The organism is Sphingopyxis sp. CCNWLW2, from assembly GCF_037095755.1.
Lineage (GTDB): Bacteria > Pseudomonadota > Alphaproteobacteria > Sphingomonadales > Sphingomonadaceae > Sphingopyxis.
This window is the reverse complement of sequence record NZ_JBAWKJ010000001.1, coordinates 1,927,710-1,952,265: the sequence shown is the minus strand read 5'-3', so window position 1 is coordinate 1,952,265 and position 24,556 is coordinate 1,927,710. Positions and strand designations below refer to the sequence as shown.

29 protein-coding genes are annotated in these 24,556 nt (G+C 65.8%); 23 read left to right on the top strand and 6 right to left on the bottom strand.

Annotated features, from left to right (window positions below; all coding sequences use genetic code 11):
• The first annotated feature begins 176 nt into the window (after window positions 1-176).
• On the top strand, window positions 177-1,100 hold the full coding sequence (locus V8J55_RS09295; RefSeq protein WP_336445337.1) for a crotonase/enoyl-CoA hydratase family protein: 924 nt from the start codon (window positions 177-179) through the stop codon (window positions 1,098-1,100).
• Window positions 1,101-1,104: 4 nt separating this feature from the next.
• On the opposite strand, the gene V8J55_RS09290 is transcribed toward V8J55_RS09295, so the two are convergent.
• From V8J55_RS09290 to V8J55_RS09280, 3 genes are read right to left on the bottom strand one after another with little or no spacing between them, the layout of a single operon-like run.
• Window positions 1,105-1,320 (bottom strand): hypothetical protein, encoded by a 216-nt coding sequence (locus V8J55_RS09290; protein WP_336445336.1) that lies wholly within the window; start codon window positions 1,318-1,320, stop codon window positions 1,105-1,107.
• Between the two features lie 18 nt (window positions 1,321-1,338).
• Window positions 1,339-1,770 carry an SRPBCC family protein gene (locus V8J55_RS09285; RefSeq protein WP_336445335.1) on the bottom strand — a complete coding sequence of 144 codons (432 nt, stop codon included), beginning with the start codon at window positions 1,768-1,770 and terminating at the stop codon, window positions 1,339-1,341.
• Window positions 1,767-2,093, bottom strand: a complete 327-nt coding sequence (locus tag V8J55_RS09280) for an ArsR/SmtB family transcription factor (RefSeq protein WP_037513915.1) — start codon at window positions 2,091-2,093, stop codon at window positions 1,767-1,769. The genes V8J55_RS09285 and V8J55_RS09280 overlap by 4 nt, the downstream gene beginning before the upstream one ends.
• A gap of 45 nt (window positions 2,094-2,138) precedes the next feature.
• Between V8J55_RS09280 and V8J55_RS09275 the strand changes: the two genes are divergently transcribed.
• Window positions 2,139-2,696: a RidA family protein gene (locus V8J55_RS09275; protein ID WP_336445334.1), complete on the top strand. Its 558-nt coding sequence runs from the start codon at window positions 2,139-2,141 to the stop codon at window positions 2,694-2,696.
• Here the strand turns inward: V8J55_RS09275 and V8J55_RS09270 are convergent.
• A complete protein-coding gene (locus V8J55_RS09270; protein WP_336445333.1) occupies window positions 2,693-3,109 on the bottom strand; it encodes an Lrp/AsnC family transcriptional regulator in 417 nt (138 codons plus the stop codon). The two genes, V8J55_RS09275 and V8J55_RS09270, sit on opposite strands and share 4 nt — an antisense overlap.
• 115 nt (window positions 3,110-3,224) lie before the next feature.
• Here V8J55_RS09270 and V8J55_RS09265 point away from each other — a divergent pair, with 115 nt between their 5' ends.
• The gene (locus tag V8J55_RS09265; protein ID WP_336445332.1) at window positions 3,225-4,127 is read left to right on the top strand and encodes a hypothetical protein; all 903 of its coding nucleotides are present in this window, start codon (window positions 3,225-3,227) and stop codon (window positions 4,125-4,127) included.
• Here V8J55_RS09265 and V8J55_RS09260 read toward each other — a convergent pair.
• Together V8J55_RS09260 and V8J55_RS09255 are read right to left on the bottom strand one after the other, a co-directional pair.
• Window positions 4,112-5,743, bottom strand: coding sequence for an alkaline phosphatase D family protein (locus V8J55_RS09260; RefSeq protein ID WP_336445331.1), 1,632 nt, complete (start codon window positions 5,741-5,743; stop codon window positions 4,112-4,114). The genes V8J55_RS09265 and V8J55_RS09260 overlap by 16 nt on opposite strands.
• Before the next feature lie 57 nt (window positions 5,744-5,800).
• Entirely contained in the window at window positions 5,801-6,925 is a 1,125-nt protein-coding gene (locus V8J55_RS09255) for a DUF3667 domain-containing protein (RefSeq protein ID WP_336445330.1), read from the bottom strand.
• A 78-nt stretch (window positions 6,926-7,003) separates the two neighbouring features.
• Between V8J55_RS09255 and V8J55_RS09250 the strand changes: the two genes are divergently transcribed.
• From V8J55_RS09250 to V8J55_RS09155, 20 genes are all read left to right on the top strand, one after another.
• Window positions 7,004-8,290 carry a glutamate-5-semialdehyde dehydrogenase gene (locus V8J55_RS09250; protein ID WP_336445329.1) on the top strand — a complete coding sequence of 429 codons (1,287 nt, stop codon included), beginning with the start codon at window positions 7,004-7,006 and terminating at the stop codon, window positions 8,288-8,290.
• Window positions 8,254-8,949, top strand: a complete 696-nt coding sequence (locus tag V8J55_RS09245; protein ID WP_336445328.1) for a nicotinate-nucleotide adenylyltransferase — start codon at window positions 8,254-8,256, stop codon at window positions 8,947-8,949. The genes V8J55_RS09250 and V8J55_RS09245 overlap by 37 nt, the downstream gene beginning before the upstream one ends.
• Window positions 8,946-9,356, top strand: coding sequence for a ribosome silencing factor (gene rsfS / locus V8J55_RS09240; protein WP_443030795.1), 411 nt, complete (start codon window positions 8,946-8,948; stop codon window positions 9,354-9,356). Before V8J55_RS09245 ends, rsfS begins: the two co-directional genes overlap by 4 nt.
• A gap of 33 nt (window positions 9,357-9,389) precedes the next feature.
• The gene (locus V8J55_RS09235; protein WP_037513908.1) at window positions 9,390-9,818 is read left to right on the top strand and encodes a 23S rRNA (pseudouridine(1915)-N(3))-methyltransferase RlmH; all 429 of its coding nucleotides are present in this window, start codon (window positions 9,390-9,392) and stop codon (window positions 9,816-9,818) included.
• Window positions 9,815-11,029, top strand: a complete 1,215-nt coding sequence (locus tag V8J55_RS09230) for a murein hydrolase activator EnvC family protein (protein WP_336445326.1) — start codon at window positions 9,815-9,817, stop codon at window positions 11,027-11,029. Before V8J55_RS09235 ends, V8J55_RS09230 begins: the two co-directional genes overlap by 4 nt.
• A 134-nt stretch (window positions 11,030-11,163) precedes the next feature.
• Window positions 11,164-12,561, top strand: coding sequence for a S41 family peptidase (locus V8J55_RS09225; protein ID WP_336445325.1), 1,398 nt, complete (start codon window positions 11,164-11,166; stop codon window positions 12,559-12,561).
• Between the two features lie 12 nt (window positions 12,562-12,573).
• Entirely contained in the window at window positions 12,574-13,056 is a 483-nt protein-coding gene (locus V8J55_RS09220; RefSeq protein WP_336445324.1) for a disulfide bond formation protein B, read from the top strand.
• The gene (locus V8J55_RS09215; RefSeq protein ID WP_336445323.1) at window positions 13,053-13,568 is read left to right on the top strand and encodes a demethoxyubiquinone hydroxylase family protein; all 516 of its coding nucleotides are present in this window, start codon (window positions 13,053-13,055) and stop codon (window positions 13,566-13,568) included. The genes V8J55_RS09220 and V8J55_RS09215 overlap by 4 nt, the downstream gene beginning before the upstream one ends.
• A gap of 80 nt (window positions 13,569-13,648) precedes the next feature.
• The gene (locus tag V8J55_RS09210; protein ID WP_336445322.1) at window positions 13,649-14,254 is read left to right on the top strand and encodes a hypothetical protein; all 606 of its coding nucleotides are present in this window, start codon (window positions 13,649-13,651) and stop codon (window positions 14,252-14,254) included.
• Window positions 14,255-14,345: 91 nt separating this feature from the next.
• Window positions 14,346-15,098 carry a hypothetical protein gene (locus V8J55_RS09205; RefSeq protein WP_336445321.1) on the top strand — a complete coding sequence of 251 codons (753 nt, stop codon included), beginning with the start codon at window positions 14,346-14,348 and terminating at the stop codon, window positions 15,096-15,098.
• A 348-nt stretch (window positions 15,099-15,446) separates the two neighbouring features.
• Window positions 15,447-16,100 carry a hypothetical protein gene (locus tag V8J55_RS09200; RefSeq protein ID WP_336445320.1) on the top strand — a complete coding sequence of 218 codons (654 nt, stop codon included), beginning with the start codon at window positions 15,447-15,449 and terminating at the stop codon, window positions 16,098-16,100.
• Window positions 16,101-16,354: 254 nt separating this feature from the next.
• Complete coding sequence (locus V8J55_RS09195) at window positions 16,355-16,675, top strand: hypothetical protein (RefSeq protein WP_336445319.1); 321 nt, start codon at window positions 16,355-16,357, stop codon at window positions 16,673-16,675.
• A 51-nt stretch (window positions 16,676-16,726) separates the two neighbouring features.
• The gene (locus tag V8J55_RS09190) at window positions 16,727-18,070 is read left to right on the top strand and encodes a TldD/PmbA family protein (RefSeq protein WP_336445318.1); all 1,344 of its coding nucleotides are present in this window, start codon (window positions 16,727-16,729) and stop codon (window positions 18,068-18,070) included.
• Between the two features lie 12 nt (window positions 18,071-18,082).
• Window positions 18,083-18,874, top strand: a complete 792-nt coding sequence (locus tag V8J55_RS09185) for an inositol monophosphatase family protein (protein WP_336445317.1) — start codon at window positions 18,083-18,085, stop codon at window positions 18,872-18,874.
• A 199-nt stretch (window positions 18,875-19,073) separates the two neighbouring features.
• Window positions 19,074-19,442, top strand: a complete 369-nt coding sequence (gene rpsM / locus V8J55_RS09180; RefSeq protein WP_037513891.1) for a 30S ribosomal protein S13 — start codon at window positions 19,074-19,076, stop codon at window positions 19,440-19,442.
• Window positions 19,443-19,543: 101 nt separating this feature from the next.
• A complete protein-coding gene (gene rpsK, locus V8J55_RS09175; protein ID WP_003040416.1) occupies window positions 19,544-19,933 on the top strand; it encodes a 30S ribosomal protein S11 in 390 nt (129 codons plus the stop codon).
• 100 nt (window positions 19,934-20,033) lie between these two features.
• Window positions 20,034-21,092 (top strand): DNA-directed RNA polymerase subunit alpha, encoded by a 1,059-nt coding sequence (locus V8J55_RS09170; RefSeq protein WP_037513888.1) that lies wholly within the window; start codon window positions 20,034-20,036, stop codon window positions 21,090-21,092.
• Window positions 21,093-21,205: 113 nt separating this feature from the next.
• Window positions 21,206-21,628 (top strand): 50S ribosomal protein L17, encoded by a 423-nt coding sequence (gene rplQ, locus V8J55_RS09165; RefSeq protein ID WP_037513887.1) that lies wholly within the window; start codon window positions 21,206-21,208, stop codon window positions 21,626-21,628.
• 212 nt (window positions 21,629-21,840) lie between these two features.
• Window positions 21,841-24,000, top strand: coding sequence for a prolyl oligopeptidase family serine peptidase (locus V8J55_RS09160; RefSeq protein WP_336445313.1), 2,160 nt, complete (start codon window positions 21,841-21,843; stop codon window positions 23,998-24,000).
• Window positions 24,000-24,488 carry a GAF domain-containing protein gene (locus tag V8J55_RS09155; protein WP_336445312.1) on the top strand — a complete coding sequence of 163 codons (489 nt, stop codon included), beginning with the start codon at window positions 24,000-24,002 and terminating at the stop codon, window positions 24,486-24,488. Before V8J55_RS09160 ends, V8J55_RS09155 begins: the two co-directional genes overlap by 1 nt.
• Window positions 24,489-24,556: the final 68 nt, after the last annotated feature.

The following is a 24,556-nucleotide window of genomic DNA, read 5'->3' as shown; positions in this document are numbered from 1 at the left end:
CCCCGGCAAAGCGACTCAGACGGAGGCGCGCCGCCGGGGCGATGGGGCGCCTATAGCGACAAAGGTCGGGCGCGTCATCCCCGGCATCGCACGCGCTGACTTACGTTTACGTCAAGTAGAGCTTGCACTCCTCCGCCGCGCTTGCGACGCTGCCCCAAAACCAAGGAGAGAGATGGATGAGCTTCGACCAGATTCGCCTCGACAAGCATGAAGGCATCGCGCTGCTGACGCTCCACCGGCCCGACCGGATGAACGCCTTTACCACCGAGATGATGCTGGAGATCGTCGCCGCGCTCGACGAATGTGATGCCGACGACGGCGTGCGCGCGGTGATCTTCACCGGATCGGGCGACCGCGCCTATTGCGCGGGCGCTGACCTGGGCCAGGGCGCCGCGACCTTCGATTATGACAAGCGCACCGACAAGGCGGCGCTGTTGCCCGACGGCATGACGGCGAGCCCGGTGGCCGAAGACGGCACGATCGACTGGTCGCACCCGCTGATCCGCGATTCGGGCGGGCGCGTGTCGATGCGCATCTTCGATTGCAAGAAGCCCGTATTAGGGGCGATCAACGGCGCCGCGGTCGGCATCGGCGCGACGATGACGCTGTCGATGGACGCACGGCTCGCGAGCGAGACCGCGCGCTACGGTTTTGTCTTCGCGCGGCGCGGGATCGTGCCAGAGGCCGCGTCGAGCTGGTTCCTGCCGCGCCTCGTCGGCATCCAGAATGCGGTCGACTGGTGCTATTCGGGGCGGCTGATCGATGCTGCCGAAGCGCATGAAAAGGGCCTCGTCCAGTCGGTCCACGCCCCCGGCGAACTGGTCGATGCCGCGATCGCCAAGGCGTGCGAGCTCACCGATCACAGCGCGCCGGTCTCGGTCGCGCTCACCCGCCATATGCTGTGGCGGATGCTCGGCGCGCCGCACCCGATGAGCGCGCATCGCTGGGACAGCCGCGCGATCTTCGCGCGCGGACGCAGCGCCGATGCCGCCGAGGGCGTGTCGAGCTTCCTCGAAAAGCGCCCCGCGAACTTCACCGTCAGCGTCGCGAACGACTATCCCTGGTTCGCCGAGTTCGAGGATGCGCCCCCCTATAGCTGAGGGCTCAACCCGCCACGCCGCCGCGCTTTCTGAAATAGGGCCTGAAGAACATGTAGAGGCCCGAGAATATCAGCAGGAAGAGCGGCGGCAGCGGCAGGTAATAGACCCACTGGGCGGGCTCCTGCCCCGCGCCGAGCATCACGAAAATCGCGAGCACGATCACCGAGAAGAGGATCGATACCCAGCGGTGAAATTGCCGGATCCACAGACTCCAGTTCATAACATTCTCCCTGCTTGATTATGCGTCGAGACCCGCGACGACCTTCTCGAGATTTTCGAGGTGGATCTTCCAGCCGCCCCTGGCGCCGCCAAAGGCCTGCTTCTGGTCGGGACGGAAACCGACCTGTTCCATGCGCAGCAGCGTTCCGGCGGGCGTCGGTTCGAGCGTGAATGTCACCGTGCTGTCGAGCCGGTACGCCGGATCGTCATGCGCATAATTCCATGAGTAGGAGAGACTGCGCTCCGGCTCGACCTCGAGGATCTCGCAATCGACATTCCCCCAATCTCCACGCAGCTGGAAGCGATGGCCAAGGTCGAGGCCGAGGCCGAAATCGTTCTTCATCAGCCATTCCTCGATCAGATGCTGCGTCGTCAGCGTGCGCCAGATCTTTTCGGGCGGGTGCGGGATTTCGCGCTCGACGGTTACGGTGCGCACGTCGGTATCGGTCATTGATCCATCCTTTTGAGCAAATTTTCGAGATCGTCGAACCGCGCCTCCCAGAAGCGGTTCATGCGCCCGGTCCAGTCGACCAGCGGCGCGAGCGCGCGCTGCTGCGCGCTATAGTGCGTCTGACGGCCCTCGTGCCGATCGAGCACGAGACCCGCCTGCTTGAGGATGCCGAGATGCTTCGACACCGCGGGCTGCGAAATCCCCGCGCCCGCAGTCAGCGCGCCGACCGTCTGCTCGCCGTCCAGGCAAAGCCGTTCGAACAGCGCGCGCCGGCTGGGATCGGCGAGCGCCTTGAAGAGAAGATCGGGTGAGGGTTGCGTCATAATCCATAACTCACTGGCTATGCATTTTCTCATAACCACATAGTTATGGATGTCAAGCGCCGCCATCGTGACGGCACCACCGCCCATCGGACGCTGGAGCCGGCGTTTGCCTTCTGGCTAGATGCGGGAATGAATCCTCCGCGCTCACCTTCCGTCCACCCTTCGCGCCGCTTCGTCTGCGCCGGGGTGCTGGCAGGAATGACCGTCCCATCCATTGCAATTGCGAGGCCCGCCATGCCCAATCGCGCGATCAATCCCACCGGCGTTTCCTATGCGCAGGCGCATCTTGTCGAAGCGCCGACGCGATGGCTGTTCGTCAGCGGCCAGATTCCGGTCGACGAGAAGGACGAGGTGCCCACTGGCGTCGAGGATCAATGCCGGCTCATCTGGCGCAATATCGAAAAACAGCTTCATGCGGGCGGGATGACCTTGCAGGATCTGGTCAAGGTCACCGTTTTCCTGTCGGATCGCCAGTATCGCGCGGCGAACTACAAGGTGCGGCACGAAGTGCTGGGCGGCCACTCGCCCGCACTGACGATCATCATTGCTGGCATCTACGACGAAGCCTGGCTGCTCGAAATCGAGGCGATCGCCGCCGCCTAGCGATCCTTGTCGCGTTTCAGGATCAAGGCGGTCGTTGTGTCCTCGACCCCCGCAATCAGCGCAATCCGGTCGCGCACGGTGTTGAGCTGCGCCGCATCCGCCGCCTCGATCTCGACGAGCAGGTCGATCTCGCCGCTCAGCGAATAGCAGCGCGCGACCTCCGCCATGCCGGTCACCGCCGCGACGATGTCGGGCGAAGGCGTGCGCGCCAGCCGCAGTTGCAGGATCGCCGCGATCCCGCCCTCGTCAACGATGCGCGCGTGATAGCCGCCGATCGTCCCCGCGGCCTCCAGCTTCGACAATCGCTCGCGCACCGAACTGCGCGCGAGACCCACGGTCGCGGCGAGCGTCTTCAACGGCAGGCGGGCATTGCCGCGCAGCATCGCCACGATTTGCCGGTCGATCGCGTCCATATCCTCTCCCCGCCGCCCTTTCGGCGGCGCCGCCGCCGATCGGACGATGGCCAAGCGCCCGCACTCCGGCAAAATTCACCGCACGCCTGCTAACGTCTTGCCGGAGAGAAAGTCCATGATGTTCGCCAACCGCGCGCCGGCCCTCGTCTGCCTCGCGATGCTTGCGGGATGCACCGCGGCGGCGGACACACCCGTGCCGGGAAGCGCGAGTCTGTGGACCCCCGCCGCCATCTCGGGGCCGGGCTATGAATCCTCGCCTACCTTCACCCCCGATGGGAGAACGATGGTCTACCTCGCGGCCGACAAGGATTTTCGGAGCTACCGGCTGATGCAGTCGCAGTGCGACAACGGCGCATGGGGCAAACCCGTGCCGCCGTCCTTCGCGATGCCGCTGCCGGTGATCGAAGCCGACCCCTTCGTCACGACCGACGGCAAGCGGCTCTATTATATCTCGTCGCGCCATGCGCCCGCGAAGGAGGATTTCGACATCTGGTATGTCGAGCGCGCCGCGGGTGGCGGCTGGGGCGAGCCGCAGCGCCTGCCCGAACCGGTCAACTCACCCGCCGCCGAGCTGCTGCCGCGCACCGATTCCGACGGCCGCCTCTACTTCGGGTCGAGCCGCAAGGGCAGCGCTGGCGGCGGCGACATCTATGTCGCGACCGAAGTCCGACCGGGCGAATGGACGGTCGCCAACCTCGGCCCGCCGGTCAGCGCCGGAGCCTATGAGTATGAAGCGGAGATTTCGCGCGACGGAAAGACGTTGATCACCGTGTCCGATCGCGGGGACAGGTCGCACCTCTACCGCTACCGCCGCGAGGGCGACCGCTGGGTCGAGGTTGGGCGCATTCCCGCCGACCCCGGCCAGTTCCAGGTCGGCCCGCTGCTGTCGCCAAAGGGCGACCGGCTGCTCTTCGCGCAGCGGCACGGCGAGCAGTCGGGCGAGATGTTCCTGATCGATCTGGTGCCCGATCCCGACCGGTCGTGGCCGCCGACGTGCGGCGATCAGGCGGCGTCGTAGACGCGCCGCCCGCGCCTCGCGGTCATGCTGTGCGTATTCTTCAGCGCGAGCGAACGCGTGCGGATCGTTTCGACGCTGTGCCAGTTCGCGGTCACCCGCTCGGGGGAGAATTGCACGGTCACATAGCCGCGATCCGCGGTATTCGCCCATTTGAGCTGCGGCGACGAGCGGCGCAGCGCCGTCACGCGCGCCTCGTCGGTCACGCCCTTGATATAGCTTTCATATCCCGGCGAGGTGACGCTCTGTCCGGCGATCTCGATTCCCGCCGGCCGGCCGTCCTCGGCGAGGTCGAAGGCCCAGGCGTTGTGCGTGTCGCCGGTCAGCGTGACGAGGTCGGCGTCGGCGCGCTGCGCCGCGGCGAGCAGGCGGCTGCGCGCGGCGGGATAACCGTCCCACGCGTCGAGGTTGAGCGGCAGGCCCGCCTTCGCCGCAAGCTGCCCCGCCTCGACGCGGCGGCGGATATAGTCGGGTTGTTCGCCCGCGAACCAATCGCGCGTCTCGGGCGGCGTGAAGAGCGTGCCCATCACGACCTGCTGCGCGCAGACCTGCCAGCGCGTTCCCGCCCTGGTCGAGGCGGCGAGCCCGTCGAACAGCCATTTCTCCTGCTCCGCGCCGAGCATCTGGCGCGCGGGCTCGCGGTAGCCGGTTTCGGCGAACTGCTTGAGCTTCGCCGCGGCGTCGCCCCCACCGGCGATGATCTCGTCGACCTCGAACTGCCGGTCGCGCGCCGTCACCCGCGTTTCGGGGAGGAAGATCGTCGCGAGGTCGCCGACCTGATATTGGCGCCAGCGCGTGTCGGCGACGGGCATCCACTCGCGATAGGCGCGTTCTGCGGCTGCCATGCGCGCCGCCCAATCGCCTTCGCCCTCATTGTGATTTTCGGCACCGCCCTTCCACACGTCATTCGCGAATTCATGGTCGTCCCACTGGGCGATCATGGGGAACAGCTGATGCAGCTTCTGCAGGTCGGGATCGGCGCGATAGGCGGCATAGCGAAGGCGGTAATCGGCAAGCGCGACGATCTCGTGCGCGGGCTGGATCTCGCGCCCGGGCAGCGCCTGCTTCGCCGAAGGATAGTCGCCCGCCTTATATTCGTACAGATAGTCTCCGACATGCGCGACGAGGTCGATGTCGCCGCGCGCCGCCGCATGGCCATAGGCATTGAACCAGCCGAACGGCATGTTCGAACAGGAGAAGAGCGCGAGATTGAACGCCTTGGTCGACCCCTGCGGCAAGGTGCGCGTGCGGCCCGTCACCGACCTGGTGCCGTCGGGAGCGACAAAGCGATAATGATACCAGCGGCCGGGTTTCAGCCCGTCGACGACGAGCTTTGCGGTATGATCGCGTTCGCCCGCCGCGACGACGCTGCCGCCCGCGGCGACTTTGGAGAAATCCTCGCTTTCCGACAGTTCGGCGGTCAGCGTCGCATCATTCGCCGCGGCGTAGCGCGTCCACAGCAGCACCGAATGGGGCCCCGGCTCGCCGCTCGCAACGCCATGGGTGAAACCCTGCGCCATCATCGCGCGCGCGGCACCGGGCAGCGACAGCGCCGCCAGCCCGACCGTGCCCAGTTTGATCAGATGACGCCGGTCGATCTCGCCCCAATGATGATGCATCGCGAATCTCCTCCTCTTTGGCCGGGTCTTTGCCCCGCCTTTGTGACGATTCGGGTGCTATCCCATCACCCCGAGCGCGAGCAGCAGCAGCATGAAGGTGATGACCGAAAACAGGCTGAAAAAGAGCAGCAGGCTCGTTCGCACGAGCGCCCCGAAGCGCGACGAACGATAGGCGCCGCGAAGCTGGCGGTACATATGGAAGGGCACATAGAGCATCGCGAACGCGGTCGCGATGTCGCCGAATATCGTCAGGTTGAACAAGCGCACGACGACGAACAAAAGCAGCATGAAGCTGATCGAATATGTGACGAAGACGAAATGGTCGTAGGTGTGAAAGCGGCGGCTGAACGGAAAGAGCAGCCACATGAAGGGCAGCGACAGCGGGATCAGCGCCCAGGCGAATTTATAGGCGTTCGCCTGTAATTTGTATAATATGAGCGCGGGGTTCGCGTTCGCCTTTTCAAGGCCCTCGTCGATGAACGGCACTCCGGTATTGAAATTGGTGCGTGAAACGAATTCGACGCTGGTCATCATCTGCTTGCCCGGATCGTCGAGCACCGGCGGCCCCTTGGCACGCTCTTCCTTGCTCATCCTGCGCGCGACGCCGAGATAGTCGGCGCTTTTCTGGAGCGTTTCGCGCTCTTCGATGAGCAGGCGGCGTTCGGCCGCCTTCAGGTCCTTGACCGCGAGGCTCGCGTCGACGCGCTTGACCTCCTCCTCGAAACTTTCCTTGAGCGCGTTCGAGCGCGTCTGCTCGGCCGCTGCCTTGGCGATTCCCTCACCCACCCCGCCACCGCTGCCGACGATGGCGAGCACCGCGTAAGTCAGGAAAACCGCAAACAGGAACAAGGCAAGCGGCGAGACAAAGCGCGCGCGTTCGCCGTGGATATAGCGCCGCGTCAGGTCGCCCGGCCGCCAGCTGAGCAGCGGCAGCGTGTTCCAGACCTTGCCTTCGAAATGGAAGATCGCGTGGACGAGATCGTGCCCGATCGCGCCAAAGCTGCGGTGCACATCGGCGCGCTGTCCGCAATAATGGCAATGCGAGCCGGTAAGGCTGGTGCCGCAATTGAGGCAGCGCGCGCCGGCATGCGGCGCGCCCGTGCCCCCATGCCGCGGTTCGACCGCATGCCCTGCCAACCCGGCGGTCACCGCCGCCCCGATGCCTTCGATGTCCCCGCTCATGGCGCCCTGCCTAAAGAGGTGCGAGGTGCGGCGCAACGGGACTTTCGTCCCCCGAGCAAAGCGTGATAGGGCGGCGCCATGAACGCCGAAGCCCTCTCCGCGCCGCCGCTGCCCGGCGATGCCGCCGCCCTGATCGCCGACATGGGCGCGCGCGCGCGCGCCGCGTCGAAGGCGCTCGCGCTGGCGCCAACGGCGAACAAGGCCGCCGGGCTGGTTGCTGCGGCGGCGCAGATTCGTGCGCGGTCGGCGGATATCCTTGCGGCCAACGCGGAGGACATGGCGGCGGGACAGAAGAACGGCCTGTCGGCCGCGATGCTCGATCGGCTGCGGCTCGACGAAGGCCGCCTCGCATCGATCGCCGATGCGATCGACGATGTCGCAGCGCTTCCCGATCCGTCGGGCGCCGAGATCGACCGCGTAACGCGCCCCAACGGGCTGGTGCTGAGCCGCGTGCGCGTGCCGCTCGGCGTCGTCGGCATCATCTATGAAAGCCGCCCCAATGTGACCGCCGATGCCGCGGCGCTCGGGCTGATGTCGGGCAACGCTGTGATCCTGCGCGGCGGCAGCGAGGCGGTGTATTCGAACCGCGCGATCCATGCGGCGTTCGCGGCGGGTCTCGTCGAAGCCGGCCTGCCCGCCGACGCGGTGCAGCTCGTCCCGACGCAGGACCGCACCGCGGTCGGCGCGATGCTCCGCGCACAGGGGCTGATCGACATCATCATCCCGCGCGGCGGCAAGGGGCTGGTCGCGCGCGTGCAGGACGAAGCCCGCGTGCCCGTGCTCGCGCATCTCGATGGCATCAATCACCTCTATATCGATGGCGCCGCCGATCCCGCAAAGGCCGTTGAACTCGCGGTCAACGCAAAGATGCGCCGCACCGGCGTCTGCGGCGCGACCGAGACGATCCTGATCGACCGCGCCTATCCCGCGCCGCTCGCTATCGTCGATGCGCTGGTCAAGGCGGGCTGCGAAGTGCGCGGCGACAAAGGCGTCGTGGCGCTCAGCCCGCATGTCGAACCCGCTTCCACCGGCGACTGGGACACCGAATATCTCGACGCGATCGTATCGATCGCCATGGTCGACGGCCTCGCCGGCGCGCTCGCGCATATCGACGCGCATTCGAGCCGCCACACCGACGCGATCGTCACCGAGGATCCCGCCGCGGCCGAGCGCTTCCTGACCGGCGTCGACAGCGCGATCGTCATGCACAATGCCTCGACGCAATTCGCCGATGGCGGCGAATTCGGCCTCGGCGCCGAAATCGGCATCGCCACCGGCCGCCTCCACGCGCGCGGGCCGGTCGCACTCGAGGGGCTTACGACCTATAAATGGCTGGTACGCGGTACGGGACAGGTCCGGCCCTGACGCGCCGAATCCCCACCGGCCTCCTCGGCGGCAGTTTCAATCCCGCGCATGGCGGGCATCGCGCGATCAGCCTGAACGCGATCGACGCGCTCGGCCTTGACGAGCTGTGGTGGCTCGTCTCGCCGGGCAATCCGCTGAAGCCCAAGGCGGGCATGGCCTCGCTCCCCGCGCGCCTCGGTTCGGCGCAGCGCATGGCGCGGCGCTCACCGATTCGCGCGACGGGAATCGAAACAGAACTCGGCACGCGCTACACGATCGACACGCTCAAAAAGCTAGTCCGGCGTTACCCGAACAGCCAGTTCATCTGGATCATGGGGGCCGACAATCTGGTCCAATTGCCCCATTGGCGCGACTGGCGGGGGATCGCGCGACTCATGCCGATTGCGGTTATCGCGCGTCCGGGCTATAATGACCGTGCCCATGCAAGGCGTGCGATGGGTTGGCTTCGGCGCTTCGTCCGGCCCGTGGACCAGAAATTACATTGGACGGACTGGAGACCGCCCGCCCTCGTGTTCCTGCGATTTTCGCCCGATGTGCGATCCGCAACTGCGATACGGCAGGCCAACCCCCGCTGGTTCGAACGCTATGAAGGCCGCGTCCTGCGCGACCCGCTGACCCGTTCACGCCTTGTGGACCCGACTAGGAAAGGACGCATTTGATCTCCGCAACCCAGGATGCCGCCAGTGGCGCCGCATCCGCCCCAAAGCCTTCTGGCGATAACGTGGACGCGCTCCACGCTCTGATCCTCCACCAGCTGGATGAGGACCAGGCCCAGGAAACCATCTCCATCCCGCTTGCCGGCAAAAGCAGCATCGCCGATCATATGGTGATCGCGAGCGGCCGGTCGACGCGCCATGTCTCGGCGATTGCCGAGAAACTGGCACAGCGGATCAAGCAGGAAGCGGGCCGGCTGGTCCGCGTCGAAGGGCTGCCCAATGCCGATTGGGTGCTGATCGATGCGGGCGATGTCATCGTCCACTTGTTCCGCCCCGAGGTGCGTAGCTTCTACAACCTCGAGCGCATGTGGTCGTTCGGCGACGCGCCGCCGGTTACCGCGGCAAATTGACGTCCGCCCCGCCTACCGGCTAGGCGGACGCTCATGTTGCTGCACATCATCGCGCGCGGGCGCATCGGGCGCGGGCCCGAGGCCGAGCTGGTCGAGCGCTATATGAAGCGCGTGACCTGGGCGCAGAAGATTTCGGAACTTCCCGATACGGGCGGCCGCATGCCCGCCGCGGCAGAAAATAGCCGCACCATCCTGCTCGACGAAGGCGGCGACCAGATGTCGTCGCTCGAATTTGCCAAATTGCTCGAAAAATGGCGCGACGGCGGGGTGCGCGAGGCGCGCTTCTGCCTCGGCGCCGCCGACGGTTTCACCCCCGAGGAGCGCGAGGGCGCCGACAAGGTCATCGCCTTCGGCCGCGCGACCTGGCCGCATCTGATGGCGCGCGCGATGCTCGCCGAACAATTGTGGCGCGCGACGAGCATCGTCGCGAACCATCCCTATCACCGTGAGGGCCGTCAGTGAGGCGCGCGCTTGCCGCGCTGGCGATCACCGCCGTTTTCGGCGGCGCGGCGCTCGCGCTGGCACCGAGCGACATCTTCGATCCGCAGGCGATCGCGGCGCATGAGCGCGCACAGCTGATCGATGCCAAGCAACAGTCGGCGGCGGCAATGGCGCGCAGCACATTGCTCGAAAAACAGGCAGTGGCGGCGAGCAGCGAGGCCGACCGGCTGAAGAAACGTAGCGCAGCGCTCGCCGCGCGCATCCAATCGGCCGAGGCCGACATCAGCGCCGGCGAAGCGCGCGTCGCGCTCGTCAGCCGCCGTCTCGCGGGTCAGCGCGCGCGGCTGGCGCAGCAGCAGCAGCCCTTGCTCGAACTTGCCGCCTCGCTCCAGCAGCTCAGCCGCCAGCCGCCGGTCAGCGTCCTCGCGCAGCCGGGATCGCTGACCGACATGGTCCACGCGCGCGCGGTGATCGACGCCGCGATGCCGGTGATCGAACGCCGCACCGCCGGGGCGCGGCGCGAACTCGGCGCGCTGCAGACGGTACGGCAGCAGCAGGCGATCGCATTGAAGGCGCTTTCGACCAGCAAGACGCAGCTCGCGCAGCGCCGCGATGCGCTCACGCGGCTCGAAAATGAAGGCCGGCTCCGCTCGCGCGAATTGATGAGCAGCGCGCAGCTCGAGGCCGACCGTGCGCTCGGACTCGGCGAAAAGGCGCGCGACATCGTCGACCTGATGGACTCGCTCGAAGCCGATAGCGCGGTACGCGCCGAACTCGCGCAGCTCGCCGGCCCGCTACCGCGCCCGCGCAATCCCGCGGGCAGCATCGCCAGTGCCGCGCCGCCCGCCGCGGCCGAAGCCGAATTGGCACAGGGCGCCTATCGCCTGCCCGTCGTAGGGCGCATCGTCGCGGGGCTGGGCGAGGTCAACGAAAGCGGCGTGCGTTCGCGCGGCGTCACCATCGCAGCACGCCCCGGCGGCCAGGTCGTCGCCCCCGCCCCCGGCCGCGTCGGCTTTGCCGGCGATTATCGCGGCTATGGCAAGATCGTCATCATCGACCATGGCGGCGGCTGGGTGTCGTTGCTCACCGGCATGATCGCGCTGTCGGTCAGTGTCGGCGACACTCTCGACGCCGGAGCGCCGATCGGCCGCGCCGGATCGGACGACAGCCGCATCACCGTCGAGCTCCGCCGCGCCGGCCGTCCCGTCGATATTGTCGCGATGATCGGCTGAGCGGCGCCGTTAATCGCCCGTTCGGCCGCTGTCTTGCATAGGGATGCACCGCTTGACGCCCGCAGATTTGCGTAGGAGGATGGCGGGCCGGGGATTATAAGGCGGGATTGCTCTCGCGTGACTGAAAGACGCCCATGACCGAATCGACCAAGACCGCCGTGTCCCCGAAGCGCCGCTTCGCCTTGTGGCAGGGCGCCGCCGCGCTCTCGACGCTGGCGCTCGTTCCGCTCGCGACCGGCGCGATGGCGACCGTCGATTCGAAGACGCAGGAAGAAATTTCGCGCTTCATGGACGTCTATCTCGAGGTCAAGTCCAACTATGTCGAACCGGTCGACGATTCGAAGCTGATCGAGGGCGCGATCAACGGCATGCTCGCCAGCCTCGACCCGCATTCGGGCTATCTCGACGCGCGCGGCTTTTCGAACCTGCGCACCCAGACCGACGGCGAATATGGCGGGCTCGGCCTGTCCGTGACGATGGAAGACGGCGTCGTGAAGGTGATCGCGCCGACCGCCGACACCCCGGCCGACAAGGCGGGGATCAAGGCGGGCGATTATATCACCCACATCAACAAGGAACTGATCTTCGGCCTGACGCTCGACGAGGCGGTCGAACAGATGCGCGGGCGTCCTGGCACCGAGATCGGGATCACCGTTGTCCGCGAAGGCCAGGACAAACCGATCGAAATGACGCTGACGCGCGAGATCATCGACCTGAAGCCCGTGAAGTGGGAAGTCAGCGGCGATGTCGGCGTGCTCACCGTCACCAGCTTCTCGGCCGACGCGACCACCGACCTCAAGGCCGCGATGATGGCGGTCGAAAAATCGCTCGGCAAGAAACCGCGCGGCTGGATCCTCGACCTCCGCTCGAACCCCGGCGGGCTGCTCGACGAAGCCGTCGGGATCAGCGACCTGTTCCTCGAACGCGGCGAGATCGTTTCGCAGCGCGGCCGCAAGAAGGGCGATATCGAACGCTACTTCGCCGAACCCGGCGACCTCGCCGGCGGCGCTCCGGTCGTCGTGCTGATCGACTCGGGATCGGCCTCGGCCTCCGAAATCGTCGCGGGCGCGCTGCAGGACCAGCACCGTGCGGTCGTGATGGGCGAACGCAGTTTCGGCAAGGGATCGGTGCAGACGGTGTTGCCGCTGACCGACACCACCGCGCTCCGCCTGACAACCGCGCGTTACTACACCCCGTCGGGCCGCAGCGTGCAGGAGGGCGGGATCGAGCCCGATATTCGCGTGCCGCAGATTTCGGATCCCGATTATGCGTCGCGGCCGAAGTTCCGCGAGAGCGACCTGCGCCGCCACCTGATCAACGAAAAGAAGGTCGACAACGGCCTGCTCGAAAAGGACGAAAAGGCCGATCCGCGCTTCACCGCGACCGCCGCCGACCTGAAGGCGAAGGGCATCGAGGACTTCCAACTCCACTATGCGCTGCAGACGATCGGCCGCATCGGCCCGGTCGCGCCGCGCATGGCGCAGAGCGGCAAGCCGCCGGTCAAGCCCGCCAAGCCGACCGCACGCAACTAAGGGGCGCGGGACATGCTGAACTCGCGGCTTTCCGCGCCCGTCGCCGCGTTCCTTGCGCCGCTGCTGCTCTATGGCGGCGCGCTCGTGTCGCAATATGGCTTTGGCCTGCACCCGTGCGAAATCTGTTACTGGCAGCGCTGGCCGCATCAAGCGGCGATCATACTGGCGCTGCTCGCGCTGCTCCTCCGCCGCAATGACAAGGCGATGCGCGCTCTCACCCTGCTCGCCGCCGTCGCGATCGCAATCAGCGGGGCGATCGGTATCTTTCACGCCGGGGTCGAATATGGCTTCTGGGAAGGCATCACCACCTGCGCGACCGGCGGCGCCGGTCCAGTGTCGCTCGATTCGATAATGAACGCGCCGCTGATCCGCTGCGACACTGCGCAATGGACGCTCTTCGGCATCTCGCTCGCGGGCTTCAACGCGATCTTCTCGCTCGGCGCCGCAGCGCTCGTCTTGACCTTGCTGCGCCGGAAGACCACATCGGCGGCATGAGGAACAAACGCACCGCATCGATGATCCGCGTCGACCAGGCGGGCGAATATGGCGCGACGCGCATCTACGCCGGCCAGCTGGCGGTGATGGGTGACCGCCACCCGATGGCGCGCGAAATCGCGCATATGGCCGAGCAGGAAGAGCGGCACCGCAAATTCTTCGACGCCATGATCGCGCGGCGCGGGGTGCGCCCGACCGCGCTCCAGCCCTTCTGGAAGGTCGCGGGCTTTGCCTTGGGCGCGGTGACCGCCGCGATGGGCCCGCGCGCCGCGATGGCGTGCACCGCCGCGGTCGAGACCGAGATCGATCGCCATTACCAGCACCAGCTCGACGAGCTCGGCGACCGCGATCCCGAACTCAGCGCCGCGGTCGACGAATTCCGCGCCGAGGAGCTGGAGCATAAGGAAGCCGCGCTTGCGGCGGGTGCCGAGAGCGCCCCCGGCTACCCGGTCCTGAGCTTCGCGATCCGCGCGGGTTGCCGTGCAGCCATCGCGCTGTCGAAACGTATCTGATAGAATGATCGCCGGCGCGCCGTTCACGACGGATGCAGGTAGCGGCTGCCATGCCGCCTGAAACGACAAAGGAAGATACGATGACCCGCCTCCCCCTGTTCGCGCTGATTCTCGCCGGCAGTGCCGCCGCCATGCCCGTCGCAGCTCAGCAGCAGACGGTCGATGCCGAAAAGATCAACCAGGTCATCATCTATGGCGACGACAAGTGCGAGCAGTCGAGCCCTGACGAAATCGTCGTCTGTAACCGCCTGCCCGAAACCGAACGCTATCGCGTTCCCCAAATGCTGCGCGGCAATCCGCTTGACGTGCGCAACGAGGCGTGGGCGAACAAGGTGGTCGCGCTCGAACGCGTCGGCCGCTTCGGCACCGACAGCTGCTCGCCGACGGGCCTTGGCGGCTTCACCGGCTGTACGCAGGCACTCGTCGCGGGGGCGAAGGCCGAACGCCAGGCTGCGAACAAGACCGACTGGCAGACGATGATCGCCGACGAACGCGCCAAGCGCATCGCGGGCATCGACGCCGCGGCGGACGAAGTCGAAGCCGCGGTCGTCGCCGAGGAACGCGCGCTCGCCGAACGGCAGAAAGCGGCCGAGGAACTCGAGCGTCAGGCGAACGGCCAGGCGCCCGCGCAGACCGCTCCCGACGAAGCCGACGCCGCGCCGTTGCCTACCCCGCCGCAGAACTGAAGGGCAAGTTCCGGCCCCGGATGCTTTTCCCATTGATCGACCGGTGACGGTCCAATAGCCAACAGGTTGGGGAAAAGTCCGGGGGGATATCATGAAGTTTTGTTTTTCGGCGCTGCTGCCGCTCGCGATCGGCTTGGCCGCTTGTCCAGCCCTTGCGGTTGAAAACGACAAGCTGGCGAAGGTTCCAGGCGCAGGGATGAGTGCGGCGAAGACCGCCCCGCCGTTACCCGTCGGCCAAGACGGTGGCGCCAGCGACAATGATTTCCGTATTTGCGATGGCTATGCCGCACCCAAGGGTAAATCGGACGGCATCGCGCGCGAATCCTTCCTCTTCGGTGCCACGACGCGTTCGGCGGACCTGCGCCGCGGCGGGATGCGGATTTTTGGGGAGACCGGCGTCTCCGCCTGTAGCCGTGCGCTCGTCGATTCGCGGCTGGTCGATAATTTTTGGCTACGCCGCGCCAGCCTGTTGCAAGGCCAGGCAGTACAAAAGATTGCGGCAGGGAATGCCGACGCCGCGCTCAAACTTGCCGACGACAGCGATGCATTGGGCGCGGCGAACAATGACCCCTATTTCGCGCGGAGCATAGGAATCGGCAATCAGGCGGTCCGCGCCTACGCCTTGAGCAAACTGGGCCGTAAAGAAGAGGCGATCGCCGCGATCGCGAAATTCCGTAATCAACGACGATGGTCGCAATCAATTGCCGATCTTGCAACGCGACTGACGCTGGACATGGATCACAGCCTCCCGGCCCAAGTGGTAGAACTGCGCTCGCGAATTGCCCTCGCTCCCGAAAAGAGCATCGGTCTTTTCTGGATGGATTTTCTGTCCGGGCAGTATTAGGCCGCCCGCGACATCGCCCCTGCGGTCAGTTTCGACCTGCCCAAACAACGCGGCGGCTGGACCCTCACCGACGCCGCCGAAGCGGAACTAAAGGAAATCGGCGTTCGAACAGGCTTTTATGGTGCGTGGGCCTATGCCGAAAACGTCGCTGGCAATAGCGAGGAAGCGAAAGCGTTGATCACCCTTGCCGGGGTGGAACTCGACGAGATCATGGCCCCGCCACCCCCGCGGACCGATGGACGACCGCCTCGGAAAAAGGATGTCGAAGCCCATGCCCGACGCCAGCCGCACGCACGCAAGGCGCGGGACGAGCTGAATCTATGGGCTGCGGCCATTGCCTATCGCCCGATGATCGCGATCAAGCCGATCGAGCAATCGCACGCCGAGATGAGGAAAAAACGCCTCGTCGAATTGCCGATCGCCATCGACGTATTGCGCCTGACTCCCCAGATGGGGCCCGATGACAAGGCGGATGTCGAACGCGCGATCGCTGCGATCGAGATGCGAAATGCGCAGGAGCGCAGCGCGGCACTCGACCTGTCGTTCGACGAATTTATGGAAATGCTTCCAAAGCCCGAGACCCCGAAGGTCGTCCCCGTGCTCAAGCCCGCGGGCGATGGCTATTTCCTTAGCGATACGGGGCTGTCGCGCAATCGCGAGGGCGACAGCGACACATGGACGATCCGCTATACCCACGCGCTTGCGCCCAAAGCGGCCGTCGAGGAACTCGCTTTGCTGGGGGCGGCGCAAACCGCACGCAAAGAAGGCTTCGACCGGCTGCTCGTACTAAGCCGCATCGCTCTTACTCGCACCACCCATGTCTCGGGCGGATACATTCCCCCCTTCGACCAGAATTCGGGCTATGAGGCCCAATTGCGCGTCCGCTTCTTTCACGCGACGCAAATCCCTATGGATCTTCGCGGCGCGGAATGGCGGCTCGTTTCGGTCGAGGACATCATCACGGAATTGTCCCCCCGCTATCGCGAAGGCGCGATCATATAGTCGAACGACGCGAAAGCCTTAATTTTCCGGCATTTTTGCAGCCCGGCGCGATTTGGTTGCAAATCCGCGCCGAACCGAGTGCAAAAATTAACGAATCGCTGGCAAGCTGTCTTGACTTGGGATTTTTTGGGGCAAAACGTGCGGTTCTGGGAATCGCCAGCCTAGGGGGCTGTAATATGGCATCAGCATTTGGACCGCGCCTGTGGAGGCGCACGACCGTTAGCGTGCCGCCGGCACGGAGTCTGGGTCGCCGAATGACGTGGCACGCCGCCTCCGCCCTCCTCGCTTTTGCCGCCTTGCAGATCTGGCTCGTGATGAGCGCGGTCTCAGCCGGGGCGCCGTCCGCATTCATCATCGTCGCGCTCGTCATGCTGCTCGCGCTCGCGCTGCCCGTCGCGCGCTCGACCGAACGGCACTGGTATCGCCTCAGCCGTCAGGCGCTCGCGAGCTGGGGCCTGCACGCGCGCTTCCGGCGCGACGTCCGCCGCCTGTGGGTCGCCGCGATCACACTGCCCTTCCTGTGGACCAGCGGCGCGATGGCCGCCACCGACGCGATCGCCGCGATCATCAAATAAGCCGTCCTGGCCGGGTTTGACGCTGGCCCGCGCGCCGTATAGGGCGCGGGGATGCTGACCGTTTCCGAAGCCCTCGACCGCGCACAGATGCTGTGCGACGCCGCGACCAAGGCCGGCGCAGACGCCGCCGACGCATTTTATTACTGCAACGCCGCGACGTCGGTCTCGATGCGGCTCGGCGCGCTCGAGGATGTCGAGCGGTCGGAGGGGCAGGATATTTCGCTGCGCGTCTTTGTCGGGCAGCGCAGCGCGAGCGTGTCGACCGCCGATATGGATGCGGGCGAGCTCGCCAAGCTGGTCGAACGCTGCGTCGCGATGGCGCGCGAGGCGCCCGAGGATCCCTATGCCGGGCTCGCGCCCGAAGCGCTGCTGTTCAAGGGTGCCATCCCCGATTTCGACCTCGACGACAGCAGCGAGGCCGACCCAGCCGCGCTGCGCTCCGCCGCGCTGGCAGTCGAAGAAGCCGCGCGCGCCGTCGCGGGCGTCACCAACAGCGAAGGTGGCAGCGCGAGCCACAGCCGCACGCGCTTCGCGCTCGCGACCAGCCACGGCTTTGCCGGTGGCTACGGGTCGAGCGGCCACAGCCTGTCGGCGAGCGTCATCGCGGGCGAAGGCGCAGGCATGCAGCGCGACTATGGCTGGCACAGCGCGCATCATCTGGCGGACCTCGAAAGCGCTGCGGACATCGGCAACCGCGCCGGTACGCGCGCCGTTGCAAGGCTGAACCCGGGCAAGGCGCCGAACGGTAAGCTTCCCGTGCTGCTCGATCCGCGCGTCAGCGGCGGCATTGTCGGCCATCTGCTCGGCGCGATCGCCGGCCCCGCGATCGCACGCGGCACCAGCTTCCTGCTCGGCAAGGAAGATCGGGCGTTGTTCGACAGCGGCATCGTGATCCGCGACGAACCGCACCGCGCGCGCGGCTTGCGCAGCCGCGCCTTCGACGGCGAGGCCCTGCCGACCGCGGCGCGCGATATCGTCGCCGATGGCAAGATCACCGGCTGGCTGCTCGACACCGCATCGGCGAAGCAGCTCGGCCTGACCCCGACCGGCCATGCGAGCCGCGGCGGCGGCGCGTCGGGGGTCGGCGCGAGCAACCTGCACCTCGCGGCGGGCAGCGTGACCCCCGCGGCGCTGATGGAAGGCATCGCCGATGGTGTCTATATCACCGAACTGATCGGCCACGGCGTCAACCCCGTGACCGGCGATTACAGCCGCGGCGCATCGGGCTTCCTGATCAAGGATGGCGTACTCGCCGGGCCGATCGCCGAATTCACGATCGCGGGCAATCTGATCGATATGTTCGCCGCGCTGATCCCCGCGAGCGACCTCGAATTCCGTCACGGCACCAACGCACCGACGCTGCGCATCGACGGCATGACCGTCGCGTCGAGCTAGGGACCGGCGCCGGTGCCCGGCCGCAACCTCGAAGCCGCGATCGCCGCGACCCGCGAAGTCGGCGACATGGCGATGGCGCGCTGGCGCGGCGAGGGACAGGCGGTCAATGTCTGGAACAAGTCGCACGACAATCCGGTCAGCGACGTCGACCTCGCGGTCGATGCGCGGCTGAAGGCGGTGCTCGGCGCGATGGTGCCCGAGGCGGGGTGGCTGTCCGAAGAGACCGCCGACAATGAAGCCCGCCTGTCGTGCCGCGCGATGTGGTGCGTCGACCCGATCGACGGCACCCGCGACTTCATCCGCGGCCGGCCCGGCTGGTGCGTGTCGGTCGCGCTGGTGATCGATGGCACCCCCGAGTTCGGTATCCTCTATGCCCCCGCGCTCGACGAATTGTGGGTGGCGCAAAAGGGCCAGGGCGCGCTGCTCAACGGCGAAACGCTGCACGCCAGCCAGCGCACGACATTCGCCGGATCGCGCGTTCCCGCCGATGCGCTGCCCAAGGTCGACAGCGATCTGGTCATCGTCACCAAGCCGAACAGCATCGCGCTGCGCATGGCGCTCGTCGCCGACGACCGCGCCGATCTCGTCGCGACGCTGCGCTGGGGTTTCGAATGGGATGTCGCCGCCGCCGCGTTGATCGCGACCGAGGCGGGCGCTGCGGTGACCGACGCGTTCGGCGCGCCGTTGCGTTTCAACACGCCGCGCGCGCAAGCCTTCGGCGTCATCGCCTGCGCGCCGGGAATCCATGCCGCCGTCGTCGACCGCTTGCATGACCGCGCGGTCGCTCTTACATCGCCATCCTGAGCAATAATCCACGGCCTCAAACCACCGCACTTCGCTTGACAATCGGGCCGACTCACCTTAGTTGCGCGTCCATTCCGACAGCCTGACCGGACGGCGAAGCGCCATGCGCGCATCGTGGTCCGTTTTTTGCGTTGGAAAATCAGACGCTTTGAGATGGGGCCGATTGCCTACGGCCCTGTGGAGCAGGAGAAAGTTACCAATGGCACGTATTGCGGGCGTCAACTTGCCCACCAACAAGCGCGTAATCATCGCGCTCACCTACATCCACGGCATCGGTCGCAAGAGCGCTGTCGACATCGCCAACAAGCTGGGCATCGACCACACGCGTCGCGTTCAGGATCTCTCGGATGCCGAAATCCTGCAGATCCGCGAAACGCTCGACGCCGACCACACGGTCGAGGGTGATCTTCGCCGCAACACGGCGATGAACATCAAGCGCCTGATGGACCTCGCCTGCTATCGCGGCCTGCGTCATCGCAAGGGCCTTCCGGTCCGCGGCCAGCGCACGCACACCAATGCGCGCACCCGCAAGGGCAAGGCCAAGGCGATCGCCGGTAAGAAGAAATAAGGTTTGAGCGCGTCCATCCGGGCGCGCTTCCTTATTTCCCCTGCCGGGGCAGCGGCGCATCGCCCGCCACCGGCCATTCTGGATTAGGTTAGGAATACATCATGGCTCGTGAACCGCAGCGTCTTCGTCGGCGCGAACGCAAAAACATCTCGTCGGGCGTCGCCCACGTCAACGCGACCTTCAACAACACGATGATCACCATCACCGACGCACAGGGCAATGCGATTGCCTGGTCGAGCGCCGGCATGATGGGCTTCAAGGGAAGCCGCAAGTCGACCCCGTATGCGGCGCAGGTTTGCGCCGAAGACGCCGGCAAGAAGGCCGCCGAACATGGCGTCCGCACGCTGGAAGTCGAAGTCAAGGGCCCCGGCGCCGGTCGTGAATCGGCTCTCCGCGCGCTGCAGGCTGTCGGGTTCCACATCACGTCGATCCGCGACGTGACGCCGATCCCGCACAATGGCGTCCGCCCGGCCAAGCGCCGCCGCGTCTGACGTCTTTCGGGCGCGCTCCGCCGGAGCGCCGCCCGTACAAAACTCCTCGCTGGACAGGTGGCCGACCCCCGCCCGTCCCGCCCAAAGCAAAGGGAAATCCATGACTGTCAATATCCGGAACTGGCAGGAATTGAAGAAGCCCAGCAACCTGGAAATCAAGGCTGGCAGCGACGGCAAGCGCAAGGCGACCTTCGTCGCCGAACCGCTCGAGCGCGGCTTCGGCCTGACGCTTGGCAACGCGCTGCGCCGCGTGCTGCTCTCGTCGCTCCAGGGTGCGGCTATCACGTCGATCAAGATCGAGAACGTGCTCCACGAATTCTCGAGCCTGGCCGGCGTGCGTGAAGACGTCACCGACATCGTGCTCAACGTCAAGCAGATCGCGCTCAAGATGGAAGGCGAAGGCCCGAAGCGGCTCCAGCTTTCGGCGACCGGTCCCGCGACCGTCAAGGCCGGCGACATCATGGTGTCGGGCGACATCAAGGTGATGAACCCGAACCACGTCATCTGCCACCTCGACGACGGCGCGACGCTGAACATGGAACTCGTTGCCGACACCGGCAAGGGTTACGTCCCCGCGACCGCCAACCGTCCGATCGACGCGCCGATCGGCCTGATCCCGGTCGACTCGCTCTACTCGCCCGTGCGCCAGGTCGCCTACAAGGTCGACAATGCCCGCATCGGCCAGGAACTGGACTATGACAAGCTGAACCTGACCGTCGAAACCGACGGCACGGTCACCCCGGAAGACGCCGTCGCTTACGCCGCGCGCATCCTCCAGGACCAGCTCCAGGTCTTCGTCCACTTCGAAGAAGCGATGAACGACAGCGGCCTCATCGGCATGGCGGCTTCGCCGACCACCGCCGACGAGTCGGACGTCAACCAGCTCAACCGCTTCCTTCTCAAGAAGGTCGACGAGCTCGAACTGTCGGTCCGTTCGGCGAACTGCCTCAAGAACGACAACATCATCTATATTGGTGATCTCGTTCAGAAGACCGAAGCCGAAATGCTTCGCACGCCGAACTTCGGCCGCAAGTCCTTGAACGAAATCAAGGAAGTGCTGTCGTCGATGGGCCTGCGCCTCGGCATGGACATCCCCGGCTGGCCGCCGGAGAACATCGAAGAAATGGCCAAGAAGCTCGAACAAGAGCTGCTGGGCTAATCGAGATAGCGCCCCGGTTCGCCGGGGCGTCATCACACCGGGAATGGGTCGGCCCGCAATCGACCTGGTCTGGGCTACCTCACACGGGCCCTTAACGAACGAAGGAAAGAATTATGCGTCATAAATCGGGTGGCCGGAAGCTTCAGCGCACGAGCGCGCATCGCACGGCCCTGTTCCGCAACATGTCGGCTTCGCTCATCAAGCATGAGCAGATCACGACGACCGTCGCCAAGGCGAAGGAACTGCGTCCCTATATCGAAAAGCTGGTGACGCTCGCCAAGCGCGGTGGCCTTGCCAACCGTCGCCTCGCGAACAGCCGCCTGCTCGACGACACGCAGCTCAAGAAGCTGTTCGACGTCCTGGCCGAGCGCTACAAGGACCGCAACGGCGGCTACACCCGCGTGATCAAGGCCGGCATCCGCGCCTCGGACGCGGCTCCGATGGCGATCATCGAATTCGTCGACCGCGACGTCGATGCCAAGGGCCAGGATTCAGGTCCGGTCGAACAGTATGACGAGGAACTCGCCGAAGCCTGAGCTTCGCGTCTTCGCTAAGAGATCAAGGGCGGCGTCCGGTTGGACAGCCGCCCTTTTTCTTTGCGGGCGACGGCTGGAATCGGTCGCATTCGGGCATCCTCCTTGCCCGGATTGCGCCAAGGCATCGGTTTAATTCTCCCTTGCCCGTCCCTTTCCGATGCTTACATATCGGCGCACGATAATATCCCCCAGAGAATGAGGATCGCCTTGCCATGTCCCGTAAAGCCCTGTCCGCGCCGCTGGCGCTGGTTGCCCTGACGATGATCCCGGGCGCAGCAGCGGCGGCCGATGCCGCCGCGACATCGGCGATGGCCAAGGCGTTGACCTATCCCGACACCGCGCGCGGCGACACGGTCGATCCGCAGTTCGGCGTCGATGTCGCCGACCCCTATCGCTGGCTCGAGGACGATGTCCGCGTCAATCCGAAGGTCGCCGACTGGGTCGCGGCGCAGAACAAGGTCACCGACACCTATCTCGAAACGCTGCCCGGCCGCGACAGCTTTAAGGAGCGGATGACCGAGCTTTATAATTACGAACGCTTCGGGCTGCCGACGAAGGCCGGGACGCGCTATTTCTATAGCCGCAACGACGGGCTGCAGCCGCAGTCGGTGCTCTATGTCCGCGAAGGGCTCAAAGGAGAGGGTCGTATACTGATCGACCCCAACGCCTGGGCGAAGGACGGCGCGACCGCGCTCGGCGAATGGAACCCGTCGGAGGATGGCAAGCACCTCCTCTATTCAGTGCAGGATGGCGGCACCGACTGGCGCATCGTGCGCGTCAAGGACGTCGCGACCGGGCGGGATCTGTCCGACGAGGTGCGCTGGGTCAAATTCTCGGCGCTCGACTGGGCGAAGGACGGCAGCGGCTTTTATTATTCGCGCTTCCCCGAACCGAAGCAGGGTGAAGCTTTCCAGTCGCTCAACGAAAATCACAGCGTCTATTTCCACAAGCTCGGCACGCCGCAGAGCGCCGACGTGCTGATCCACGCGACCCCCGACAAGCCCAAGCTCAACAACAGCGCGGTGGTCACCGACGACGGCCAATATCTGCTCGTCGTCTCGTCCGAAGGGACCGACGAGCGCTATGGCCTGACGCTCCATCCGCTCGGCAAGGCCAGCGCCAAGCCGATCACCCTCGTCGACGATTTCGCGAACAACTGGGAATATGTGACCAACGAGGGTCCGCGCTTTACCTTCGTCACCAACAAGGGCGCGCCGCGCGGACGCATTGTGTCGATGGACATCAAAAAACCGGCCGCGCTGACGCAGCTGGTCGGCGAGAATGAGGCGACATTGGTCGGCGCGTCGCGCGTCGGCAACCGCCTGATCCTCTCCTATCTCGGCGATGCGAAGTCGGAGGCACGGATGGTCGCGCTCGACGGCAAGCCGATCGCCAACATCAAGCTTGCCGACATCGGGGCGGCATCGGGTTTCGGCGGTAAGTCGAGCGACCCCGAAACCTTCTACAGCTTCTCTAGCTACGCGCGCCCGACGACGATCTATCGCTTCGACACCGCAACGGGGAAAAGCGAGATTTTCGCCGAACCGAAGCTGACCTTCAAGCCCGCCGACTTCAGCGTCGAACAGCGCTTCTACAAGTCGAAGGACGGCACCGAAGTGCCGATGTTCGTCGTGATGAAAAAGGGTCTCGACCGCAGCAAGGGGTCGCCGACGCTGCTCTATGGCTATGGCGGCTTCAACGTTTCGATGACCCCCGGCTTTTCGCCGACCAAGCTCGCCTGGGTCGACAAGGGCGGCGTCCTCGCGATCGCGAACCTGCGCGGTGGCGGCGAATATGGCAAGGCGTGGCACGACGCCGGCCGGCTCGACAAGAAGCAGAATGTCTTCGACGATTTCATCGCCGCGGGCGAATATCTGATCGCCGAAGGCATCGCAGGCAAGGGCCAGATCGCGATCGAGGGCGGGTCGAACGGCGGACTGCTCGTCGGCGCGGTGACCAACCAGCGTCCCGATTTGTTCGCCGCGGCGCTGCCCGCGGTTGGCGTGATGGACATGCTGCGCTTCGACCGCTTCACTGCTGGCCGCTATTGGGTCGACGATTATGGCTATCCGTCGAAGGAGGGCGATTTCAAGAATCTGCTCGCCTATTCGCCGTACCATAATATCAAGGACGGCACCGCCTATCCCGCGGTGCTGGTGACGACCGCCGACACCGACGACCGCGTCGTGCCAGGGCACAGCTTCAAATATACCGCCGCGCTCCAGCATGCGAAGGCGGGCGACAAGCCGCATCTGATCCGTGTCGAAACGCGCGCCGGCCACGGGTCGGGCAAGCCGACCGACAAGATCATCGCCGAGGCGGCCGACAAATATGCTTTCGCGGCGAAGTGGACCGGACTGAGCGTCGAATAATGTCCTATGCCCTCGCCTTCACCGCGACCGATCCCGCCGAACGCTGGGCCGAGGCGGGCGATGCCGCCGCGGCGCTCGTCGCGGGCGAACCCGACGGCATCGCCAATATGGCGAATGTCGCTGCGCTGATCTGGCAGGCGATCCCCGACCTCAACTGGGCAGGCTTTTACCGCTTCGACGGGACCGAGCTTGTGCTCGGCCCGTTCCAGGGCAAGGCGGCGTGCATCCGCATTCCGCTGGACAAAGGTGTGTGCGGCGCCGCCGCGCGGCTGCGTGCGACGCAGCGCGTCGACGATGTCCACGCCTTTCCCGGCCATATCGCGTGCGACGCCGACAGCCGCAGCGAGCTTGTCGTGCCGGTGGTTGCGAACGACCGCCTCGTCGGCGTGCTCGACCTCGACAGCCCGATCCCGGACCGCTTCACCGCCGCCGACCAGGCGGGCGCCGAAGCGCTGGTCGCGCGCATCGCGGCCGCGCTCGCGGCCTGAAACCCCGCCCCAAATCGGGACAGATAAGTCACGGTTAACGGATTCGCGAAAAGGCGCTAATTTTGCTA

What these genes read in the sequence shown, in the direction of transcription:
- V8J55_RS09225 (WP_336445325.1), top strand. Translation starts at nt 11,164, where the DNA reads ATGACCGAATCGACCAAGACCGCCGTGTCCCCGAAGCGCCGCTTCGCC.
- V8J55_RS09295 (WP_336445337.1), top strand. Translation starts at nt 177, where the DNA reads ATGAGCTTCGACCAGATTCGCCTCGACAAGCATGAAGGCATCGCGCTG.
- V8J55_RS09275 (WP_336445334.1), top strand. Translation starts at nt 2,139, where the DNA reads ATGGATGTCAAGCGCCGCCATCGTGACGGCACCACCGCCCATCGGACG.
- V8J55_RS09235 (WP_037513908.1), top strand. Translation starts at nt 9,390, where the DNA reads ATGTTGCTGCACATCATCGCGCGCGGGCGCATCGGGCGCGGGCCCGAG.
- V8J55_RS09245 (WP_336445328.1), top strand. Translation starts at nt 8,254, where the DNA reads ATGGCTGGTACGCGGTACGGGACAGGTCCGGCCCTGACGCGCCGAATC.
- V8J55_RS09195 (WP_336445319.1), top strand. Translation starts at nt 16,355, where the DNA reads ATGACGTGGCACGCCGCCTCCGCCCTCCTCGCTTTTGCCGCCTTGCAG.
- V8J55_RS09285 (WP_336445335.1), bottom strand. Translation starts at nt 1,770, where the DNA reads ATGACCGATACCGACGTGCGCACCGTAACCGTCGAGCGCGAAATCCCG.
- V8J55_RS09290 (WP_336445336.1), bottom strand. Translation starts at nt 1,320, where the DNA reads ATGAACTGGAGTCTGTGGATCCGGCAATTTCACCGCTGGGTATCGATC.
- V8J55_RS09190 (WP_336445318.1), top strand. Translation starts at nt 16,727, where the DNA reads ATGCTGACCGTTTCCGAAGCCCTCGACCGCGCACAGATGCTGTGCGAC.
- rplQ (WP_037513887.1), top strand. Translation starts at nt 21,206, where the DNA reads ATGCGTCATAAATCGGGTGGCCGGAAGCTTCAGCGCACGAGCGCGCAT.
- V8J55_RS09210 (WP_336445322.1), top strand. Translation starts at nt 13,649, where the DNA reads ATGACCCGCCTCCCCCTGTTCGCGCTGATTCTCGCCGGCAGTGCCGCC.
- V8J55_RS09170 (WP_037513888.1), top strand. Translation starts at nt 20,034, where the DNA reads ATGACTGTCAATATCCGGAACTGGCAGGAATTGAAGAAGCCCAGCAAC.
- V8J55_RS09270 (WP_336445333.1), bottom strand. Translation starts at nt 3,109, where the DNA reads ATGGACGCGATCGACCGGCAAATCGTGGCGATGCTGCGCGGCAATGCC.
- V8J55_RS09155 (WP_336445312.1), top strand. Translation starts at nt 24,000, where the DNA reads ATGTCCTATGCCCTCGCCTTCACCGCGACCGATCCCGCCGAACGCTGG.
- V8J55_RS09220 (WP_336445324.1), top strand. Translation starts at nt 12,574, where the DNA reads ATGCTGAACTCGCGGCTTTCCGCGCCCGTCGCCGCGTTCCTTGCGCCG.
- V8J55_RS09200 (WP_336445320.1), top strand. Translation starts at nt 15,447, where the DNA reads ATGATCGCGATCAAGCCGATCGAGCAATCGCACGCCGAGATGAGGAAA.
- V8J55_RS09205 (WP_336445321.1), top strand. Translation starts at nt 14,346, where the DNA reads ATGAAGTTTTGTTTTTCGGCGCTGCTGCCGCTCGCGATCGGCTTGGCC.
- V8J55_RS09255 (WP_336445330.1), bottom strand. Translation starts at nt 6,925, where the DNA reads ATGAGCGGGGACATCGAAGGCATCGGGGCGGCGGTGACCGCCGGGTTG.
- rpsM (WP_037513891.1), top strand. Translation starts at nt 19,074, where the DNA reads ATGGCACGTATTGCGGGCGTCAACTTGCCCACCAACAAGCGCGTAATC.
- V8J55_RS09265 (WP_336445332.1), top strand. Translation starts at nt 3,225, where the DNA reads ATGATGTTCGCCAACCGCGCGCCGGCCCTCGTCTGCCTCGCGATGCTT.
- V8J55_RS09280 (WP_037513915.1), bottom strand. Translation starts at nt 2,093, where the DNA reads ATGACGCAACCCTCACCCGATCTTCTCTTCAAGGCGCTCGCCGATCCC.
- V8J55_RS09250 (WP_336445329.1), top strand. Translation starts at nt 7,004, where the DNA reads ATGAACGCCGAAGCCCTCTCCGCGCCGCCGCTGCCCGGCGATGCCGCC.
- V8J55_RS09215 (WP_336445323.1), top strand. Translation starts at nt 13,053, where the DNA reads ATGAGGAACAAACGCACCGCATCGATGATCCGCGTCGACCAGGCGGGC.
- V8J55_RS09260 (WP_336445331.1), bottom strand. Translation starts at nt 5,743, where the DNA reads ATGCATCATCATTGGGGCGAGATCGACCGGCGTCATCTGATCAAACTG.
- rpsK (WP_003040416.1), top strand. Translation starts at nt 19,544, where the DNA reads ATGGCTCGTGAACCGCAGCGTCTTCGTCGGCGCGAACGCAAAAACATC.
- V8J55_RS09160 (WP_336445313.1), top strand. Translation starts at nt 21,841, where the DNA reads ATGTCCCGTAAAGCCCTGTCCGCGCCGCTGGCGCTGGTTGCCCTGACG.